The sequence below is a fragment of the Pseudomonas khorasanensis genome (genome assembly GCF_014268505.2).
GTDB lineage: Bacteria > Pseudomonadota > Gammaproteobacteria > Pseudomonadales > Pseudomonadaceae > Aquipseudomonas > Aquipseudomonas khorasanensis.
The window spans coordinates 179,128-196,085 of sequence record NZ_JABWQP020000002.1; the positions used below are offsets into that span (position 1 = coordinate 179,128).

Below are 16,958 nucleotides of genomic sequence, written 5' to 3' on the forward strand. Positions count from 1 at the left end.
CTGGAACTCAACGTTGGCTTATTCGGCGTCCTCACGCGCCCAGTCACGGGTGCGGCTGACGGCTTTCTTCCAGCCTTTGTAGAGCTTCTCTTTCTGCACTTCATCCAGGCTCGGTTCGAACTCGCGCTCGATCACCGCTTTGCCGCGCAGTTCTTCCAGGCTGCCCCAGAAACCGCAGGCCAGACCCGCCAGGTAAGCGGCGCCAAGCGCCGTGGTTTCGCGCATTTGCGGGCGCTCGACCTGGGTGCCCAGAATGTCGGCCTGGAACTGCATGAGGAAGTTGTTGGCCACCGCGCCGCCGTCCACACGCAGGGCTTTGAGGCGTTCGCCGGAATCCTGTTGCATGGCGTCGAGCACGTCGCGGGTCTGGTAGGCGATCGATTCCAGCGCAGCGCGGATGATGTGATCCACGCGCACGCCGCGCGTGAGGCCGAACAGCGCGCCGCGAGCATACGGGTCCCAGTACGGCGCGCCCAGCCCGGTAAACGCCGGGACCAGATACACGCCGTTGCTGTCCTTGACCTTGTTGGCAAAGTATTCGGTGTCGTGGGCGTCGTTGACGATTTTCAGTTCGTCACGCAGCCACTGCACGGTCGAGCCACCGTTGAACACGGCACCTTCCAGTGCATAAGCGACTTCGCCACGCGGGCCGCAAGCGATGGTGGTAAGCATGCCGTGTTGCGATTTCACCGCTTTGTCGCCGGTGTTCATCAGCAGGAAGCAGCCAGTGCCGTAGGTGTTTTTGGCCTGGCCCGGCTCCACGCACATCTGACCGAACAGCGCCGCTTGCTGGTCGCCGGCGATACCGCCAATGGCGATGCCGCTCTTGGTGCGGCCGTAGATTTCCGAGGAGGCTTTGACTTCCGGGAGCATCTCGCGCGGGATGTCGAGGATTTCCAGCATCTTCGAATCCCACTCCAGCGAGTGGATGTTGAAAAGCATGGTGCGCGAGGCGTTGGTGTAGTCGGTGACGTGGACCTTGCCGCCGGTGAATTTCCAGATCAGCCAGCTATCGACGGTGCCGAACAGCAGTTCGCCGTTGCGTGCACGCTCGCGGCTGCCTTCGACGTTGTCGAGGATCCACTTCAATTTGGTGCCGGAGAAGTACGGGTCGGTGACGAGGCCAGTCGTGTCACGGATGTAGTCTTCGTGGCCATCACGCTTGAGTTGCTGGCAGATCTCGGTGCTGCGGCGGCACTGCCAGACAATGGCGTTGTAGACCGGCCGGCCCGTGGTCTTGTCCCAGACCACCGTGGTTTCACGCTGGTTGGTGATGCCGATAGCGGCCACCTGATCATGATGCAGGCCGGCCTGGGCCAGCGCTTCAACCATCACCGCACTCTGGGTGGCGAAAATTTCCATCGGATCGTGTTCGACCCAGCCGGCTTGCGGGTAATGCTGAACGAACTCGCGCTGCGCGGTGCAGACCACGTTCGCGTCGCGGTCGAAAATAATGGCGCGGGAGCTGGTCGTACCCTGATCGAGGGCAATGATGTAGTTCTTGTTCTGAATGTCGGTCATGTCGATTGCCTTGGACGAAATAAGGGAGAGTGGGCCGGGGCGCAGGCTCTATTGGGCAGGAGCCTGCGCCGACTGTTTCAAGAAGTTCTTGGTTTGCCGTCAATGGCCGGTTCTGCATCCTTTGTAGCAGGTGTCGCGCCGGTCAGGTGACGGGCGATAAGCCCGCGGTACCCGGCAGCGCCGAGGCAGGCACCGACAATCGGTGCAAAAATCGGAATCAGAAAATACGGAATCTCGCGGCCGCCAGTGAAGGAAATATCACCCCAACCTGTAAAGAAAGTCATCAGCTTAGGGCCGAAGTCGCGCGCCGGGTTCATCGCGAAACCGGTCAGCGGGCCCATGGAGCTGCCGATGACGGCGATCAGCAAGCCGATCAGCAGCGGTGCCATCGGGCCTCTGGGCAGACCATTGTTGTCATCGGTCAGGGCCATGATCACGCCCATCAGGATCGCGGTGATGATCATCTCGACCAGGAAAGCCTGAGCCGTCGACAGCGCCGGGTTCGGGTAAGTCGAGAACACCGACGCCAGTTCAAGGCTGGCGGCCGAACCACGAACCATCTGGTGGGTTTGTTCGAAATCGAAGAACAGGTTGCTGTACAGCGTGTACACCAGCAGTGCGCCGCAGAAGGCACCGGCGATCTGAGAAAGAATGTAGAACGGCAATTTGCGCTTTTCGAAGTCGGCGAAAATGGCCAGTGCAATGCTCACCGCCGGATTCAGGTGCGCGCCGGAAACTCCGGCGGTCAGGTAGATCGCCATGCTCACGCCGACGCCCCAGATAATGCTGATTTCCCACAGGCCGAAGCTGGCGCCCGCGACCTTGAGCGCGGCGACACAACCGGTGCCGAAGAAAATCAGAAGGGCGGTGCCCAGAAACTCGGCCATGCATTGGCCGGACAGCGATGGTTGCGGTAAAGCAGTCGTCATTGAAAACCTCGGTTTTTGTTGTTGTCTGGCGCCATGCCCACAGGGCAGTGCGCGATCTTCACCGGGTTGGAATCCCCATTCGGCTCCCGGGTTACTGCTGATAGTGCGATGACCATGATTCTTACATTATTCAGATTCGAAAAAATATAGACAAGAAACAAACCTGTCAAAGGTCGAAAGTGAACCGTCGGTCACAATAGAACTATTCGCTGGGTGAATGATCAGCGCAGCGGATCAAGCGAATAAGCCGCCGAGCCACGGGAACCGGGCTCGGGATAGAGCCTTTTGCCGGATGATGGCCTAGAATCGGCCGCAGATTTTTAGCACTCGTCGGACCCGGAGCTGCCATGACCCCAGCGTTGGATTTGCTTAAAAAAGTTCGTGCCGAACATCGCGTGCACAGTTACGAACATGATCCAAAGGCCGCGTCCTACGGGTTGGAGGCGGCCGAGAAACTCGCGCTGGAGCCGGCGCAAGTATTCAAGACGCTGCTGGCCGCCAGCGAAAAAGGTGAATTGCTCGTGGCTGTGGTGCCGGTCGTCGGAAGTCTCGATCTCAAGGGGCTGGCGCACGCCGCCGGGGTGAAAAAGGCCGAGATGGCCGATCCGGCTGCCGCGCAACGTTCCACCGGTTACCTTTTAGGAGGCATCAGCCCCCTCGGGCAAAAGAAACGCCTGCGCACGTTCATCGACAATTCGGCCCAGTCGTTTGCGACTATTTACGTCAGTGCCGGTCGACGTGGTCTGGAAGTCGAACTGGCGCCGGCTGTGCTGGCAGAGCACACCCAGGCGACGTTCGCCGACATCGGCCGCGCTTAGCATCAGTCTGGCTGTATGAAGAAAAAATACCGGTTTTGTCACTGGCGCCTATCCGGCCGGCCGTAGCATGCTCTGGCGACCAATTCAGGGAGAAGGTTATGCAGCTTGCGTTTCATCAGGTCGATGCGTTCAGTGATCGACCGTTCAGTGGCAATCCGGCGATGGTGTATCGGCTCGATGCCTGGCTGAGCGATGAGTTGATGCAGAAGATCGCCGCCGAACACAACCTGGCGGAAACCGCGTTTCTGGTGCGTGAAGGGCAGGTCTGGCATATCCGCTGGTTTACGCCGACCACTGAAGTGCCGTTGTGCGGCCACGCGACGTTGGCCAGCGCATTTGTTCTGTTCGAAATCTATAAAGAAAGCACCGAGCGCATCGACTTCACGTGCAAGTCCGGCCCGCTGAGTGTCAGCCGTGAAGGCGATCGGTTGTGGCTGGATTTTCCGACGATCACCCCTTCGGAAATCGGCGTGACCCTGGATGTCGAGCGGGCGCTCGGCGTTGAGGCCGTTGACGTGCTGGGCTGCAACGAACTCTTCGTGGTGCTGGATTCGGAGCAGGCAGTGCTCGACTGCAAACCCGATATGATCGCACTGGCCAAACTGCCGTGGCTGGGCGCCATCGTCACCGCGCGCGGCAATCAGCATGACTTCGTTTCGCGCTATTTCGCCCCGGCGATTGGTATCAACGAAGACCCGGTCACCGGCTCTACGCACTGCAGCCTGATTCCGTATTGGGCCAAACGGTTAGGCAAATCAAGCCTGACGGCGTGCCAACGCTCGGCGCGGGGCGGGGAGCTGTTCTGTAGGCTTGAAGGTGAGCGGGTGAAGATTGGCGGCAATGTGACGCTGGTTGCCAGCGGCACCCTGATTTTAGGCTGACACAGAGCCAACTGTGGGAGCGAGCCTGCTCGCGAAATGCGGTAGGTCGATCAGATTATCTGTGACTGATACACCGCTTTCGCGAGCAGGCTCGCTCCCACATTTTCATCCGGTACGGATCAGAGGGCTGTGCTGAAACGCCGTACGCCGTTCTCGACCGCCGGAATCTGCGCAGCCGTGCTGCCGGAAGCCTGGAACAGCACCAGGTGATCAGCCGCTACCCGAATTCCCACCTCGGCACCGACCAGATGATCGGCGTGGCTCGGAAAAATCGATTCCAGCTGCGCACCGGTTGGCAGTTGCAGCCGATACAAGGTCGCCGCGCCCAGAAACGTCTTGCCGATAATCCGCGCCTTCAAGGCGCTGTCCGGCGCATAAACAATGTCGTCCGGACGCAGCAGTACATCCACCGCGCCGCCCATCGGCCAGGTGTAAGCGCGATTGCCGCGCAGTTCACCTAGTTCGGTCTGCACAGACTCCGGGCTGGCGAGCTGCCCGCGGATGAAATAGCCCTGACCGATGAAACTGGCGACATAAGGCGTCGCCGGTTCGTGGTACAGGTTGTACGGCGTGTCCCACTGTTCCAGTCGGCCTTCCTTGAACACGCCGACGTGATCGCTCACGGCGAAGGCTTCTTCCTGATCGTGGGTCACCAGAATCGCGCTGGTGCCACGGGTCTTCAGAATGTCACGCACTTCATGGCTGAGCTTGCGACGCAACTCGCCATCGAGGTTGGAGAACGGCTCATCAAGCAGCAGCAATTGCGGCTCGGGCGCCAACGCGCGGGCGAGAGCGACGCGCTGTTGCTGACCGCCGGACAACTCGTGGGGGAAGCGCTTGCCGAGGTTTTTCAGGTTGACCAGTTCCAGCAGCTCCTCAACCACGCGCGCCTTGCTCGGGTGCTTGCGAATGCCGAAGGCGATGTTGTCCGCGACGCTCAGGTGTGGGAACAGCGCGTAATCCTGAAACACCATGCCGATCCGGCGCTTCTCCGGCGCCAGGGTGAAGCCGGCGCTGGAAAGCGTTTCGCCACCCAGGGTGATTTCTCCCTCATGCACCGGTTCGAAACCGGCGATGGCACGCAGCGTGGTGGTTTTGCCGCAGCCGGACGAGCCGAGCAGGCAGCCGATGTCTCCGGCGTTGAGGTGCAGATTGAGGTTCTGCACCACGCGTTGATCTTGATAGCCGCAAGCGAGGTTGCGCAGGTTCAGCAGTAATTCATGGCTCATGCGTGGTGATATGCCGGTTCGACGAGGAACTCGAGCAGGGCCTTCTGTGCGTGGAGACGGTTTTCTGCCTGATCCCAGGCGACGGAGCGCGGGTCATCGAGCAGGTCGAGACTGATTTCTTCGCCACGGTGGGCTGGCAGGCAATGCATGAACAGCACGTCTTCGGCGGCGAGGTCGAGCAGGGCGCGGTTGACCTGAAACGGGGCGAACAGCTTGAGGCGCTTGGCAGTTTCCTCTTCCTGGCCCATCGATGTCCAGACGTCGGTGCTCACCAGATGCGCGCCGCGCACGGCGTCCTGCGGGTCGCGGACGATGGTCACGCGATCGCCAGCCCTGGCGACGAATTCAGGATTGGGCTCGTAACCATCCGGGCAGGCGATGCGCAACTGGAAGTCGAACTGGATCGCCGCTTCTATATAGCTGTTGCACATGTTGTTGCCGTCGCCGATCCAGGCCACGGTCTTGCCCTGGATCGAGCCCCGATGCTCAAGGAAAGTCTGCATGTCGGCAAGCAACTGGCATGGGTGCAAGTCGTCGGACAGGCCATTGATCACCGGCACGCGCGAGTTGGCGGCGAATTCGGTCAAGGTGCCGTGGGCGAAGGTGCGGATCATCACCGCATCGAGCATGCTCGACATGACGATGGCGCAGTCGCTGATCGGCTCGCCTCGGCCCAGTTGGGTGTCGCGCGGGGACAGGAAAATCGCCTGGCCGCCGAGCTGGATCATGCCGGCTTCGAAGGAGATCCGGGTCCGGGTCGAGGATTTCTCGAAGATCATCCCCAGCACACGGTTTTTCAGAGGCTCGAACAGTACACCGCGGTTACGCAGGTCCTTGAGCTCAACGCCTCGACGGATCACGCTGACCAGCTCTTCGGGCGTGCAATCCATCAGGGAGAGAAAGTGCCTTGCGCTCATCATTGACTACCTTTTGCTACAAACCGCAGATGCTCAAAGCCTTGTTTAACGGAACAACGGGCGAGACCTGCGGCGTAAGCCGCACGGGGCGACGAAATAGGGGGAGGCGCGATATTGACACTAAATGTCGCGTTTTTCCAATAGGCTACGGATTTTGCAATGTTCGCAGAGCGTGCCGCTGATGGCGGTCACGCATTTGAAGCTGGGTGCAGTACAGAAGCGAGCCTCTTTGTACACTGGCCCCGCCGGGCTTGGCAATGCGCCGCGACGGTGATGATGTGGCTTCGGTCGGTTTGCGGCCATGGCGCCGCGCAATCGCTTGGTCGGATGTTCGGGCTGAAACATTTGCTAAAGCAAAGTGCTGAGTTATAAATAACCTTCGAGCGACGCAGGAAGCCTCCGCATGGAATCGAAAGAACAACTGTTAATGGAACTGCTGGGCCACACGGCTCGCTCTCTGACTCATCTCACCGCGTCGGTCACATCGATGTCGTTCGAGTTGTTGCGCAGCGAGGATGAAGTGGTGAAATCAGCCGGCCGCCACATGGTCGAGCGCATGGCGACCATCAGCGCCGGCCTCGACGAGCATTGGCGTTTGATCGGCGAGCTCACCGGCGTGCACGTCGCCCACGAGCAGATCGAAACCATTCAGGAGATCCAGTTGGCAGCACCGCCTCAGTTGCCGTCGAACTGAGCGCTGCGGTTTATCGGCCGTCCTGATAGCCGTCGATTCACAAGACGAACGTCGCTGGCGCCTTGCCTGCGCACGGGCCATAGTTTTGTCTCCGCAGGCATGCGTGCCTGCCCAGAACAAGACAGAGACTGGCCATGACCAAGACTCTCCACCACCGTGCGTGCCACCTGTGCGAAGCCATTTGCGGGCTGACCATCGAAACCACAGAAACCGATGGCAACATCGCGATCACCTCGATCAAGGGCGATGCCCTCGACACTTTCAGTCGTGGCCATATCTGCCCTAAAGCAGTGGCCCTGCAAGATATCCAAAATGACCCCGATCGTCTGCGTCAGCCGATGCGCCGGGTTGGCAGCCAATGGCTGCCAATCGAATGGGACGAAGCGTTTATCCTGGTGGCCGAGAAGCTGGCTGCCATCCAGGAGCGTCACGGGCAAAATGCGGTGGCGGTTTATCAGGGCAACCCGAGCGTGCACAACTACGGGTTGATGACCCACAGCAACTACTTCCTCGGGTTGTTGAAGACGCGCAATCGCTACTCGGCAACGTCGGTCGATCAACTGCCGCATCACCTCAGCAGCTACCTGATGTACGGCCACGGCTTGCTGCTGCCGATCCCCGACATCGACCACACCGATTTCATGCTGATTCTGGGCGGCAATCCGCTGGCTTCAAACGGCAGCATCATGACCGTCCCGGACGTTGAAAAGCGTCTGAAAGCGATTCAGGCACGCGGCGGCAAAGTGGTGGTGGTCGATCCACGGCGCAGCGAGACGGCGGCAATCGCCGATCAGCACGTGTTCGTCCGCCCCGGTGGCGATGCGGCTTTGTTGTTCGGCATGCTCAATACACTGTTCAGCGAAGGCCTTACCCGCGACAGCCACTTGCCGGTCGAGGGTCTGGACGACGTGCGCAGCGCCGTGGCGCCCTTTACTGCTGAAGCCATGAGCCCGCTGTGTGCCGTGCCTGCCGAGCAGATTCGCCAACTGGCCCGCGATTTCGCCGCTGCGCCGAGTGCCGTCTGCTACGGACGCATGGGCGTTTCGACCCAGGCCTTCGGCACTTTGTGCCACTGGGTCGTGCAGTTGATCAACCTGGTCACCGGTAACCTTGACCGGGTCGGCGGGGCATTGTGCACCGAGCCGGCGGTGGATCTGGTCGCCTCAACCTCGGGTGGGCATTTCAACAAGTGGCAGAGTCGGGTTTCCGGCCGGCCCGAGTACGGCGGCGAGTTACCGGTGTCGGCGCTGGCCGAAGAGATGCTCACCGAAGGCGAGGGGCAGATCCGCGTGCTGGTTACCGTGGCGGGCAATCCAGTGCTGTCGACGCCCAACGGCCGGCAGCTGGAGCAGGCGCTGGATGGCCTCGACTTCATGGTCAGCATCGACCTGTATATCAACGAAACCACGCGCTACGCCGACCTGATCCTGCCGTCGACCTCGGCGCTGGAGAACGATCACTACGACACCACCTTCAACCTGTTTGCAGTGCGTAATGTCACCCGTTTCAATCGCGCAATTCTTGCCAAGCCCGAGGGCGCGCTGCACGACTGGGAAATTTTCGTCGGGCTGGCCAAGGCGTTTGCCGAGAAAACCGGCAAGGAGCTGAAGCCGACCATGCCGCCTTCAAAAATGATCGACATGGGCCTGCGCATGGGAATGTACGGCGACGCCTCCGAGCAGAAGCTGTCGCTGGCAACGCTGTTCGATCATCCTCATGGCGTTGATCTGGGGGCGCTGAAACCGAATCTTGCGGCGCGTCTTAAAACGCCGAATCAGCGGATTCAGGCCGCACCGCCAGAGATTCTCGCCGACCTCGCACGCTTTGCCGCACTGAAGGCGCCGGGTGTCGATGAGTTGTTGATGATCGGCCGCCGCCATGTGCGCAGTAATAACTCCTGGATGCACAACTTTCATCGTCTGGTAAAGGGCAAGCCACGCCATCAATTGCTGATGCATCCGGACGATCTGGCCAGCCGTGGTCTGATCGACGGGCAAAGGGTTCGGGTGAGCTCTCGGGTCGGTCAGATTGAAGTGGAAGTGCTCGCCAGTCTCGACATGATGAAGGGCGCGGTCAGCTTGCCCCACGGTTGGGGCCATGCGCGTCCGGGTGTGCAGATGGCGATTGCCAGCAGCCAGCCGGGGTCGAGTGCCAACGACCTGACCGATGAGTGTCAGCTCGACGAACTGTCGGGCAACGCCGCGTTGAACGGTGTGCCAGTGAAGGTGGCGGCGGCTTGAGCAGGTCCGTCGGGGAGACCGAGCATGGCGCTCGGGATTCCGTTACAATGCGCCACCGTGCCGACCTCTGAGTCGGAAAGTTCAGCCGAGGTGCTCCATGGATATCATCGAAACGATTAAAGAGCAGATTGCCAACAACACCATTCTGCTTTACATGAAAGGCTCGCCGAATGCCCCGCAGTGCGGCTTTTCCGCGAAAGCTGCGCAGGCGGTCATGGCCTGTGGCGAAAAGTTTGCGTACGTGGACATCCTGCAGAACCCGGAAATCCGCGCCACCCTGCCAAAATACGCCAACTGGCCGACTTTCCCGCAACTGTGGGTCGGCGGTGAGCTGATCGGCGGCAGCGACATCATGACCGAGATGGCTGCAGACGGTTCGCTGCAAAGCACCATCAAGGCTGCTGTTGAAGCGGCAGCGACGAACAAGTCCGAAGCCTGATTCTACGTTCTTAGAGTTTCGCTCGACGACGCGTCTCCTGTAGGAGCTGTCGAGTGAAACGAGGCTGCGATCTTTTGATCTGAGGCCAGCAAAAAGCCCCGCACCTCGAAAGAGGGCGGGGCTTTTTGTTGGATACGTGATGATTGAGTATTAAGGCTGAAATCGATAAAGATCGCAGCCTCGTTTCACCCGACAGCTTTTACTCTTCGCCCATCTGCGATTGCAGATAGTTCTCAAGGCCGATCTTGTCGATCAGACCCAACTGCGTTTCCAGCCAGTCGATGTGTTCTTCTTCGGACTCGAGAATGTCTTCGAGCAGTTCGCGGCTGCCGAAGTCACCGACGGTTTCGCAATGGGCAATGGCGGCTTTCAGATCAGCGTGGCCGGTCTTTTCAATGCGCAGGTCGCATTCGAGCATTTCGCGGGTGTGCTCGCCGATGTGCAGCTTGCCCAGATCCTGCACGTTCGGCAGGCCTTCCAGGAACAGGATGCGCTTGATCAGCTTGTCCGCGTGTTTCATCTCGTCGATGGATTCTTTGTATTCGTGCTTGCCGAGCTTGTTCAGACCCCAATCTTCATACATGCGAGCATGCAGGAAATACTGATTGATCGCGACCAGCTCATTGGCAAGGATCTTGTTGAGATGCTGGATGACTGTAATGTCGCCTTTCATGATCGGAGTCCTGCCCTGTATTCGCTGTATATAAGGCGGAGTTTGAGCTTCGTATTTATAAGTGTCAAACCTAAGTTATTGAATAATAAATGAAAATTAATCGGAATAAGAATGTTTGTGTTCCGCGTCTTGAACCTAAGCAATTGATTTTCAGGCATAAAAAAACCGGACAGAAGTCCGGTTCTTTGAAATGGGGGCGATTACGCGGCAGTAAATTCTGCAGGATAGGGGATCGCGGCCTGGGACGTTTGCAGTTTGGTCAGGGTCTCGCGGACCACTTCCTTGGCGAGGCAAGCACATTTGCCGCACTGGCTGGCGACGCCGGTAGCCTGGCGAACTTCTTTGTAGCTGCAGCAACCTTCATAGATCGCTTCGCGAATCTGTCCGTCGGTGACGCCAGTGCAGAGACAAACATACATAAGTAAGAACCGTCGCTGGTTGTGACTCAATTGCGATGGATCTTAATGTTAACGAGAATGATTGTCAAAGTGCTTTCGGAACGCTTCGCAGGATATTTGGCTGCTACTGACGAACGGTGTTGAGCAGCCGTTTGCCCGGCCGCTTGAGTCCGGAAGGGATAACCAACATGGAAAATCCGTTACGGACAGTCCAAACGCGCAGTGTATGATGGTCGGCCCTTGCGAAGAGGGTTCGTGTCACAGGGCTGTCGCCTCAGGGTGGCAGGCTGGCCCGAACCCTGAACTTCAAGTTTTTACACCAGGAGATTTCAATGAGCGTACTCGTAGGCAAACAAGCCCCAGACTTCACCGTCCCGGCCGTACTCGGCAATGGCGAGATCGTTGACAGCTTCACCCTGTCCTCGGCCATCAAAGGCAAATACGGCCTGGTGTTCTTCTACCCGCTGGACTTCACCTTCGTCTGCCCGTCCGAGCTGATCGCGCTGGACAACCGCATGGAAGACTTCAAGGCCCGCAACGTTGAAGTGATCGCCGTGTCGATCGACTCGCATTTCACTCACAACGCCTGGCGCAACACGCCAGTGAACAATGGCGGTATCGGCCAGGTGAAATACACCATGGCTGCCGACATGAAGCACGACATCGCCAAGGCTTACGACGTTGAATCCGAAGGCGGCGTGGCTTTCCGCGGCGCGTTCCTGATCGACGACAAAGGCGTTGTCCGCTCGCAGATCATCAACGACCTGCCACTGGGCCGTAACATGGAAGAGCTGATCCGTCTGGTCGACGCGCTGCAATTCCACGAAGAGCACGGTGAAGTCTGCCCTGCCAACTGGAAGAAAGGCGACAAAGGCATGGACGCATCGCCAGAAGGCGTTGCCAAGTACCTGACCGAGAACGCTGCTGCCCTGTAAGGCGCAACGTCGAGGCATAAAAAAACCGGCTCAGTGAGCCGGTTTTTTTTTGCGCGCGATTGACGACAGAATCAGTCGTCGAAGTCTTCCCAGCCGCCCATCTGTTTCCAGCGGTTGACGATGCCGCAGAACAGCTCGGCGGTTTTCTCTGTGTCGTAACGCGCCGAATGCGCCTCGCGACCGTCGAAATCGATGCCAGCCGCCTGACAGGCTTTCGCCAGAACAGTCTGACCGTACGCCAGGCCCGCGAGTGTTGCGGTGTCGAAACTGGAGAACGGGTGGAACGGGTTGCGCTTCATGTCCAGGCGCGCAACCGCAGCGTTCAGGAAACCCAGGTCGAAGCTGCTGTTGTGGCCGACGAGAATGGCGCGCTTGCAGCCGTTGGCTTTGAGCGCCTTGCGAATGCCACGGAAGATGTCGGTCAGAGCCGTCTCTTCACTGACTGCCATGCGCAGCGGGTGATCGAGTTTGATCCCGGTGAACTCCAGCGCTGCGGCTTCGACGTTGGCGCCCTCGAACGGCTCGACACGGAAGAAGTAGGTGTGATCCGGATAAACGAAACCCTTTTCATCCATCGCGATGGTGGTCGCGGCTATCTCGAGCAAGGCATCGGTGGCCGCGTTGAAACCACCGGTTTCTACGTCGACGACAACTGGCAGGTAGCCGCGAAAACGCGCTGCCATCGGGTGACGGGAACCGCCTCCGCCATTCTGACCGTCCAGTTCATCGTCGAAATGGTCTTCACTCACGCGTGTTCCTCCAGCAGGCGCCAGCGCAGTTTTTCACCGGCGCGCAGCGGGATAACGGTCAGCTCGCCAAATGGCAGGCTGGTCGGGGCGGTCCATTCTTCGCGAACCAGGGTGATGCGATCGGTATTCACCGGCAAGCCATAGAAGCGCGGGCCGTTGAGGCTGGCAAAGGCTTCGAGCTTGTCCAGCGCGTTACGCTGCTCGAACGCTTCGGCGTACATCTCGATCGCTGCGTAAGCGGTGTAGCAGCCGGCGCAGCCGCAAGCGGCCTCCTTGGCGTGCTGGGCGTGAGGGGCCGAGTCGGTACCGAGGAAGAACTTCGCGCTGCCGCTGGTGGCGGCGTCGAGCAAGGCTTCCTGGTGGGTATTGCGCTTGAGGATCGGCAGGCAATAGAAGTGCGGCCGAATCCCGCCCACCAGCATGTGGTTGCGGTTGTAGAGCAGGTGATGCGCGGTAATGGTTGCGCCGACGTTGGCCGAAGCCTCGTTGACGAACTGCACGGCGTCGCCCGTGGTGATATGTTCGAACACCACTTTGAGCTTCGGGAAGCGCTCGACCACACGGCGCATGTGCTCATCGATGAAGATCTTTTCGCGGTCGAACACGTCGACATCGCCGCGAGTGACTTCACCGTGGATCAGCAACGGCATGCCGACTTCGTCCATGGCTTCCAGCACCGGAAAAATCTTGTCGATGCTGGTCACGCCGGAATCGGAATTGGTGGTCGCGCCGGCCGGGTACAGCTTGGCGGCGTGCACGAAACCGCTGGCCTTGGCCTGACGAATTTCTTCCGGTTGGGTGCGGTCGGTGAGGTACAGCACCATCAACGGTTCGAACTGACTGCCGGCCGGGCGGGCAGCAAGGATGCGCTGACGATAGCCGTTGGCTTCAGCGGCGTTGCGCACCGGCGGTACCAGGTTTGGCATGATGATGGCGCGCCCGAAGGTGCGGGCCACATCGGCAACGGTATTGTTCAACACGGCACCATCGCGAAGATGAATGTGCCAGTCGTCGGGACGCAGCAGGGTCAGGCGGTCGGACATGAGGGGATTCCAGGCGGGTCAAACTGAGGCGAATGCTACCGGAAAAGACTCTTGCAGGCACCCGCTATCAAGTTTTGCCGCCAGCGTCCGATAGCCCGAGGGTATGCCGTAAACATTGTGTGAATCGGTGTTTGTGTTTCACAAGCCAATGGAGCCTCCCGTGCGCCAGCGTTATTTAGCCCTGCTCAGTGTGTTTGCCAGCCTTCCCGCGATGGCGCTGACGTACCAGACTCGTCTGGAGAGCATTGAGTGGACGGTCGCCGGCGACAAGTTCGAATGCCGTCTGACCCAACCGATCACCGATTTCGGCTCAGGCGAGTTCGTGCGCAAGGCTGGCGAACAGGCGATTTTTCGTTTGAATGCCTACAACGCCATGCTCGGCGGTGGCTCGGCGACATTGCTGGCGGCGGCTGCGCCCTGGCAGCCGGGACGCGGCGACATCAATCTGGGCAGCGTCAGGCTCGGCAGCGGCAACGTGCTGTTCAACAGTTCACAGTCGCAGGCCGGCGGATTGATCAGCGGTCTGCTGGACGGACGCAGCCCGGTGGTGCGTCGTGCATCGGGTGACGGTCGCGTCTCGGAAGTTCGGCTACTGCCGGTCAAATTCAGCAAGGCTTTCAACGACTATCAGGCGTGTGTGGCGAAATTGCTGCCGCAGAATTTTGACCAGATCAAACAGTCGCAGATCGGCTTTCCCGGCGAAGGTGTTGATCTGGACCCGGCCGCCAAAGCCAGGCTGCAAGTGATGCTCGAGTACATGAAGGCCGATCCGACGGTCAATCACATCGAACTCGACGGCCACTCCGACAACAGCGGCAATCGCCTGACCAACCGCGAACTGTCGCGCCGCCGGGCGCTGGCCGTGGTCGACTTCTTCAAGGCCAATGGCATTCAGGAATCGCAGATCACCGTGCGTTTCCATGGCGAGCAATATCCCATTGTGCCGAACACCAATAAGGCCAACCGCGCGAAAAACCGTCGAGTCAACGTAAAGCTGGCACGCGTGGCACCGGTTACGGCTCCAGCTCCGGCGCCTCAAGCGAGCACGCCAGCCAGTACCGCAGCGACTTCCTGACTCGCCGGTCATCGTCGCGCTCTCGACAGATTCTGTCGCTTTGTCGTCTTAAGCTGTCGCGCCTCTGTAAATTATCGCGTTTGGGCGGTAGACTCCCCGGCTTTCCGTAGAACCCCGTGGAGTGATGGCATGGCGGACGTAAACAAGGTCGTTCTGGCGTATTCCGGCGGCCTGGACACTTCGGTGATCCTCAAGTGGCTGCAGGATACTTATAACTGTGAAGTGGTGACCTTCACCGCCGATCTCGGTCAAGGCGAAGAGGTCGAGCCGGCCCGCGCCAAGGCTCAGGCCATGGGCGTCAAAGAAATCTACATCGACGACCTGCGCGAAGAATTCGTGCGTGATTTCGTGTTCCCGATGTTCCGCGCCAACACCGTTTATGAAGGCGAGTACCTGCTGGGTACTTCCATCGCACGTCCGCTGATCGCCAAACGCCTGATCGAAATCGCCAACGAAACCGGCGCTGACGCCATCTCCCATGGTGCGACCGGCAAGGGCAACGATCAGGTGCGTTTCGAACTGGGTGCCTATGCGCTCAAGCCAGGCGTGAAAGTGATTGCGCCATGGCGTGAGTGGGACCTGCTCTCGCGCGAAAAACTGATGGACTACGCCGAAAAGCACGCGATCCCGATCGAACGCCACGGCAAGAAGAAATCGCCTTACTCGATGGACGCCAACCTGCTGCACATCTCCTATGAAGGCGGCGTGCTGGAAGACACCTGGACCGAGCACGAAGAAGACATGTGGCGCTGGACCGTCTCCCCGGAGAATGCTCCCGACACTGCGCAGTATCTGGAACTGACTTACCGCAACGGCGACATCGTTGCGCTGGACGGCGTCGAAATGACGCCGGCGACCGTGTTGGCGACGCTGAACAAGATCGGTGGCGAGCACGGCATCGGCCGTCTGGACATCGTCGAGAACCGTTACGTCGGCATGAAGTCCCGTGGCTGCTACGAAACCCCGGGCGGCACCATCATGCTGCGCGCCCACCGCGCCATCGAATCGATCACTCTGGACCGCGAAGTCGCTCACCTCAAAGACGAGCTGATGCCCAAGTATGCCAGCCTGATCTACACCGGCTACTGGTGGAGCCCTGAGCGTTTGATGCTGCAGCAGATGATCGACGCTTCGCAGGTCAACGTGAACGGCGTCGTGCGTCTGAAGCTGTACAAAGGCAACGTGATCGTGACCGGGCGCAAGTCCGACGATTCGCTGTTCGACGCCAACATCGCGACCTTCGAAGAAGATGGCGGTGCCTACAATCAGGCTGACGCGGCGGGCTTCATCAAGCTCAACGCGCTGCGCATGCGTATTGCTGCCAACAAGGGCCGCAAGTTGTTCTGAGTAGTGCACATCGATGATGTATTAAAAAGGCGGCCTTTCAGGGCCGCCTTTTTTTTTGGAATTTGTCTGGTTCATCAGGCTTTTCTCTAGTCTGCCTGCGCGCTGGCGTGGCCCTTCTGTCGGCTCGTTCTTCCCAACAATGTCATCGTCTGTGAATACAGGTTGTAAACGATACACAGTGTTGCACCTGAGCCTTTCTTCGCCTGCTTGATCTGTTGCAGTGCGGAGTGCGCAAGGGGATTCGATACGTGATTGGAAAGAAGCACGATAACTCGAGCGCGTTTTTTGTCGGCAGCTTTGAGCGTTTCGAGGATGGCATCGAAATCCCTCGATGCGTCGAGATTCCTCGCGTCAATAATGCTCAGCTCGCTTATCAAAAGTGACAGCTTGATATTCTGTACAACCGGGTCGGCTCGGCTGCCTGGGTCGGGCGGGGGGTCCGGCGCGTTGTGAACTCTGCATGGACCCCGGAACCGGTTAGCGCCAGATTCTCCTGACTCGATGCCACCCGTCCGCTCAAAAGTGCGAGGTTCACCTGTCGCGCGAAGCGGTGCGCTTCGGTTGTTATCGCGCTCCTGATTCTCTGTCGCCTTTAAAAAGCTTTCGTCTTTGTCGAAGTCTGAAGGTGAGTAAAGCGAGCGATGATTAAAGTTAAGAGTAACGAAAAACAGGAACAGCAGGTAAAAGGGAAAGCTGATCAAGAACCATACGTAAATCTCTCGATCCTCGTTGTCAAGAAACGGCAGAGATACCGCAGCCGAAGTTTCCGAAATAAAGGCAAAAATGGCGATGACTGTCATGGGGTTGGTTATTTTGTTTTTTATCTTCAGCATGGGTTAACTCCTGTGTTGCTAGTTGGGTCGAAGGTTGATTATTCCAGTTATAGCAAAAGTATTTGTTTAAGTACGACGCGATTATTTCAAGTTTTATAGACTGGACGATGTTGTGTCGATTCTGTCGTGCTGTCGGTGCGTTACGCTTTGTTTCTAAAAGATATCAGTAGGCCGATCTGGCACAAAAGGAATTGCAAATGAAATTATTCTTTTGCACCTGTAAGTGTTTTCCTCCGT

General features: G+C 58.8%; 17 protein-coding genes. 8 read left to right on the plus strand and 9 right to left on the minus strand.

Going from position 1 to position 16,958, the window contains the following annotated elements; genetic code table 11:
* Positions 1-18: 18 nt before the first annotated feature.
* Together glpK and HU727_RS06960 are read right to left on the minus strand one after the other, a co-directional pair.
* Positions 19-1,521, minus strand: a complete 1,503-nt coding sequence (glpK, locus tag HU727_RS06955; RefSeq protein WP_186530221.1) for a glycerol kinase GlpK — start codon at positions 1,519-1,521, stop codon at positions 19-21.
* Between the two features lie 77 nt (positions 1,522-1,598).
* Complete coding sequence (locus HU727_RS06960; protein WP_186530219.1) at positions 1,599-2,450, minus strand: MIP/aquaporin family protein; 852 nt, start codon at positions 2,448-2,450, stop codon at positions 1,599-1,601.
* A gap of 347 nt (positions 2,451-2,797) precedes the next feature.
* Between HU727_RS06960 and ybaK the strand changes: the two genes are divergently transcribed.
* Together ybaK and HU727_RS06970 are read left to right on the plus strand one after the other, a co-directional pair.
* Positions 2,798-3,268 (plus strand): Cys-tRNA(Pro) deacylase, encoded by a 471-nt coding sequence (gene ybaK, locus HU727_RS06965; RefSeq protein WP_186530216.1) that lies wholly within the window; start codon positions 2,798-2,800, stop codon positions 3,266-3,268.
* Positions 3,269-3,366: 98 nt separating this feature from the next.
* Positions 3,367-4,149, plus strand: a complete 783-nt coding sequence (locus HU727_RS06970) for a PhzF family phenazine biosynthesis protein (protein ID WP_186530214.1) — start codon at positions 3,367-3,369, stop codon at positions 4,147-4,149.
* Between the two features lie 119 nt (positions 4,150-4,268).
* Here HU727_RS06970 and HU727_RS06975 read toward each other — a convergent pair whose 3' ends face one another.
* Positions 4,269-5,378, minus strand: a complete 1,110-nt coding sequence (locus HU727_RS06975) for an ABC transporter ATP-binding protein (RefSeq protein WP_186530212.1) — start codon at positions 5,376-5,378, stop codon at positions 4,269-4,271.
* Complete coding sequence (argF, locus tag HU727_RS06980; RefSeq protein ID WP_186530210.1) at positions 5,375-6,295, minus strand: ornithine carbamoyltransferase; 921 nt, start codon at positions 6,293-6,295, stop codon at positions 5,375-5,377. Before argF ends, HU727_RS06975 begins: the two co-directional genes overlap by 4 nt.
* A 403-nt stretch (positions 6,296-6,698) precedes the next feature.
* Here argF and plzR point away from each other — a divergent pair, with 403 nt between their 5' ends.
* The 3 genes from plzR to grxD all read left to right on the plus strand — a co-directional run bounded on the left by plzR (position 6,699) and on the right by grxD (position 9,668).
* Entirely contained in the window at positions 6,699-6,989 is a 291-nt protein-coding gene (plzR, locus tag HU727_RS06985) for a PlzR type 4 pili assembly inhibitor (protein WP_186530208.1), read from the plus strand.
* A 134-nt stretch (positions 6,990-7,123) separates the two neighbouring features.
* The gene (locus HU727_RS06990; protein ID WP_186530206.1) at positions 7,124-9,229 is read left to right on the plus strand and encodes a molybdopterin oxidoreductase family protein; all 2,106 of its coding nucleotides are present in this window, start codon (positions 7,124-7,126) and stop codon (positions 9,227-9,229) included.
* A gap of 97 nt (positions 9,230-9,326) precedes the next feature.
* Positions 9,327-9,668, plus strand: a complete 342-nt coding sequence (gene grxD / locus HU727_RS06995; RefSeq protein ID WP_186530204.1) for a Grx4 family monothiol glutaredoxin — start codon at positions 9,327-9,329, stop codon at positions 9,666-9,668.
* Positions 9,669-9,867: 199 nt separating this feature from the next.
* Here grxD and bfr read toward each other — a convergent pair whose 3' ends face one another.
* Positions 9,868-10,341, minus strand: coding sequence for a bacterioferritin (gene bfr, locus HU727_RS07000; protein ID WP_042607368.1), 474 nt, complete (start codon positions 10,339-10,341; stop codon positions 9,868-9,870).
* 200 nt (positions 10,342-10,541) lie between these two features.
* Positions 10,542-10,760 carry a bacterioferritin-associated ferredoxin gene (locus HU727_RS07005; RefSeq protein WP_186530202.1) on the minus strand — a complete coding sequence of 73 codons (219 nt, stop codon included), beginning with the start codon at positions 10,758-10,760 and terminating at the stop codon, positions 10,542-10,544.
* A 311-nt stretch (positions 10,761-11,071) separates the two neighbouring features.
* Between HU727_RS07005 and HU727_RS07010 the strand changes: the two genes are divergently transcribed.
* Positions 11,072-11,674, plus strand: a complete 603-nt coding sequence (locus HU727_RS07010) for a peroxiredoxin (protein WP_186530199.1) — start codon at positions 11,072-11,074, stop codon at positions 11,672-11,674.
* Between the two features lie 71 nt (positions 11,675-11,745).
* Here HU727_RS07010 and rnt read toward each other — a convergent pair whose 3' ends face one another.
* Both rnt and pyrC read right to left on the minus strand, forming a co-directional pair.
* Positions 11,746-12,423: a ribonuclease T gene (gene rnt, locus HU727_RS07015; protein WP_186530198.1), complete on the minus strand. Its 678-nt coding sequence runs from the start codon at positions 12,421-12,423 to the stop codon at positions 11,746-11,748.
* Complete coding sequence (gene pyrC / locus HU727_RS07020; RefSeq protein ID WP_186530196.1) at positions 12,420-13,466, minus strand: dihydroorotase; 1,047 nt, start codon at positions 13,464-13,466, stop codon at positions 12,420-12,422. Before pyrC ends, rnt begins: the two co-directional genes overlap by 4 nt.
* Positions 13,467-13,626: 160 nt before the next feature.
* Here pyrC and HU727_RS07025 point away from each other — a divergent pair, with 160 nt between their 5' ends.
* Together HU727_RS07025 and HU727_RS07030 are read left to right on the plus strand one after the other, a co-directional pair.
* Positions 13,627-14,541: a flagellar protein MotY gene (locus HU727_RS07025; RefSeq protein ID WP_186530194.1), complete on the plus strand. Its 915-nt coding sequence runs from the start codon at positions 13,627-13,629 to the stop codon at positions 14,539-14,541.
* Positions 14,542-14,670: 129 nt separating this feature from the next.
* Positions 14,671-15,888, plus strand: a complete 1,218-nt coding sequence (locus HU727_RS07030) for an argininosuccinate synthase (RefSeq protein WP_186530192.1) — start codon at positions 14,671-14,673, stop codon at positions 15,886-15,888.
* Positions 15,889-15,974: 86 nt separating this feature from the next.
* On the opposite strand, the gene HU727_RS07035 is transcribed toward HU727_RS07030, so the two are convergent.
* Positions 15,975-16,721, minus strand: a complete 747-nt coding sequence (locus tag HU727_RS07035; RefSeq protein WP_186530190.1) for a hypothetical protein — start codon at positions 16,719-16,721, stop codon at positions 15,975-15,977.
* Positions 16,722-16,958: the final 237 nt, after the last annotated feature.